Here is a 3029-nt window from a genome sequence, read left to right on the forward strand (position 1 = left end):
GGATCTGCCCCCCGGACAGCGGCCCCAGCCCGGACCCCGCCCGCCGCGCGAGGTGTGGCTCGGGGACCGCGGGGACGAGGGCCGCACCGCCGCGGAGAGCGGACTGTGGACCTCGGCCACCCCGGTGGTCACCGCACCTCCGCGTTCCACGTCCGCCCCGCGCCAGGGCGCGGCCACCCGCAACGTGTCCAGCGCGGACGGGCGCCGCACCACGCGGCGCATCATGGGCGTGGACGTGGCCCGGGGCTTCGCCCTGGTGGGCATGATCGCCGTGCACGTGCTGCCCGCGGTCGCTGACGTGGAGGGCAATCCCTCCCTGGAGTGGCGGCTGTTCGCGGGGCACTCCGCGGCACTGTTCGCGACCCTCGCCGGGGTGAGCCTGGCGTTCATGACCGGGGGGCGCAACCCGCGGCGTGGCCGGGACGGGACGCGGGCACGGGTGTCCATCCTGGTGCGCGCGCTGGTGCTGTTCCTCATCGGGCTGAGCATCAACCTGCTGGAGCTGCCGGTCTACAACATCCTCATCTACTACGGCCTGATGTTCCTGGTGGCCATACCGTTCACACTGCTGAGCGTGCGGTGGCTGCTGGTGTCCTCGGCGGTCTTCGCCGTGGTGATGCCCTTCGTGATGCAGTGGTCCCTGTCCGTCCTGCCCGCGCACGTGTACGGCAACCCCGGGTTCGCCGAGCTGCTCACCGATCCGGGGGCCGTCCTGGCTGAGCTGTTCCTCACGGGCACGTACCCCGCCCTGCCGTGGATGACGTTCATCTGCCTGGGCATGGCCCTGGGCCGGCTGCCGCTGTCCCGGGACCGGGTGCAGGTGGTGCTCGTGATCGTGGGCGCCGTGGTCGCAGCCGCGGCCCGTGGAATCTCCATGCTGATGCTCATGCGCTTCGACCTGGAGAACGCCCTGATCGAGGCCACCCCGTGGATGACCTCTGACGACGTGTGGAACATCCAGGTCTACGGTCCGGACCCCCAGCTGCCGGACACGTCGTACCTGTGGCTGCTGCTGTCCGGGCCGCACACCAACACCCCGTTCGCGCTGCTGGAGAGCGCCGGACTGGCCATGGTGGCCCTCGGCGCGTTCCTGCTGCTGTGCCGCGTGATCGGCAAGTGGCTGACCTGGCTGGGCGCCATGGGCTCGATGACCCTCACGCTGTACGTGAGCCACCTGGTGCTGCTGGCGTTCGTGTGGACGGAGACCACGCCCTGGTTCTGGTTCATCGTGCAGGTGGTCGTCGCCGCGCTGTTCGCGGTGGCCTGGCAGCAGGCCGTGGGCAACGGTCCGCTCGAGCGCCTGGTCACCAGGGTGTCCAAGGGAGCTGCCGCCGCGGTCGTGCCGCCCGAGAAGGCGCCCCCGCGGCGTCGGGCGCAGACGCCCCGGCGGTAGCCGGCCGCGCAGCCGACCTCCGGACGGACCCTCAGCCCACCGGGCGGGGGTCCGTCTGCCACGCCACGGCCAGCCGGGCGTTCTCCGCGGAGCGGGTGCGCACGTCGCTCACGGTCCACCCGTGGCCGTAGTCGGCGCGCGCCGCCGGGCCGATGCGGATGCCCGCGGGGTCACGCGACAGCCCGGTCTCCCAGCCCTTCACGAGCGCCTCCACACGCACCCAGGTCCGGGTCACGTCCGCGGCCCGACGCCGCCCGCGCAACCTCGCGAGCCGCTCCCGGTCCGCGGGGTGCAGGACGTCGAGCAGCACACCCGCCTCCACGTCGCTCTGGATCCGTTCCACGTCCACGCCCACGCGGCGCTGAGCCGTGACGAGCGCGACCACGCCCGCGGTGCGCGACACGGAGAAGTGGACGGGCTGCACGGGCGCCCACACGGAGCCGGTGACGCTGCCGGCGGGGGCCGGGAGGGCGTCGTCGTCCGCGCTGGAGACCGACGCCGCCCGGCCGTGGACCGGACGCGGCGCGCCGGTGCGTGGGTCGTGGGACACCGGCACCTCGTGGGGCCGGCAGCCCAGGCGGTGCGCGAGGACGTGGCGCAGCGCCACCCGTGACACCGTGAACAGTTCGCGGGCGCGGGCCTCCTGGACGGTCTCCGCCCGCGCGAGCTCGAGCTCGCTCAGACACCCCGACGCCGAGAAGGCCCAGGGGGCGAACTCCGCGAGGGGCAGCACGTGCAGGGTGAGGTCCGCCGGAGCTCCGGGGACCCTGCGTCGGTGGTCCGCCCACACCGGCTGCCGCAGAGTGGTGGTTCCCGCGTTCACCTCGTGCCCCCGTCAGTCTGAGTCAGGGCCCGGTGCAGCAGCTCGGGGTGCTCGAGCAGGCCGTGGTGGCCACCGGGGACGGTGAGCGTGGTGCACTCCGCGTCCGTGCTCCGGGCCCAGCCGGCCATGGACCGCGCCGAGGCCGTGCGGTCCTGCTCTGCGCACACGAGCAGCAGCGGGGTGCGCAGCCGCGGTGGAGCGGCGTCGTGGGACAGCGAGGCCCGCAGATCCGCGCGCAGCGGGGCGAGGACCATGGCCCGCAGATCAGGGTCGCGCAGCAGCTCCTCCGGAGTGCCCCCGAGCTCCTGGAGCCACGCGGCCAGGGCGGCGTCGTCCTCCAGAACGGCACGGAGTTCGGGATCGGGATCCGGTGGGACGCTCTTGGCGGAGAGCACCACCCGCCGCAGCCGGCCGGGACGCTCGCGGTCCACGGCCGCGGCGAACTCCGCGGCGAGCAGAGCCCCGAAGGAGTGGCCCAGGACGGTGGTGGGCAGCTCGTCGGCGGCGAGCACGGGCAGCATCAGTTCGAGCGCCTCGGCCACCCCGGTGCGCACGTCCACGGGCGTGGGATCCGCCATGCGGGACTCGCGCCCCGGGCGGCGGTGGACGAGGACCTCCGTGCCGGGGGCCTGGAAGACCCGCCCGGACAGGGCCCCCGCGCCGGCGTGGGGGAAGACGACGAGACGGCGTTGCGGGGCGGCGCCGCCGGTGAACCAGCGCGCCAGGGCCGTGGTGGGGGGAGGGGTGGTGGCCAACGTCCCGGACCTCCTGAATCCGTGGGGGGTGTCCCTATGTTCCGAGTCAAGCCGCGAG

Annotated in this window: 3 protein-coding genes; 1 reads left to right on the top strand and 2 read right to left on the bottom strand. The window is 74.1% G+C overall.

Annotation, left to right across the window (positions count from 1 at the left end; genetic code table 11):
* On the top strand, positions 1 to 1393 hold a 1393-nt coding region (locus QL985_RS11940), incomplete at its 5' end, for a heparan-alpha-glucosaminide N-acetyltransferase domain-containing protein (protein WP_290147980.1).
* 31 nt (positions 1394 to 1424) lie between these two features.
* Here QL985_RS11940 and QL985_RS11945 read toward each other — a convergent pair.
* Both QL985_RS11945 and QL985_RS11950 read right to left on the bottom strand, forming a co-directional pair.
* A complete protein-coding gene (locus tag QL985_RS11945) occupies positions 1425 to 2216 on the bottom strand; it encodes a 4'-phosphopantetheinyl transferase superfamily protein (protein WP_059281233.1) in 792 nt (263 codons plus the stop codon).
* On the bottom strand, positions 2213 to 2971 hold the full coding sequence (locus QL985_RS11950; protein WP_059281234.1) for an alpha/beta fold hydrolase: 759 nt from the start codon (positions 2969 to 2971) through the stop codon (positions 2213 to 2215). The genes QL985_RS11945 and QL985_RS11950 overlap by 4 nt, the downstream gene beginning before the upstream one ends.
* Positions 2972 to 3029 lie beyond the last annotated feature (58 nt).

It is taken from the genome of Kocuria sp. APC 4018 (assembly GCF_030407675.1).
GTDB classification, from domain to species: Bacteria; Actinomycetota; Actinomycetes; order Actinomycetales; family Micrococcaceae; genus Kocuria; species Kocuria rhizophila.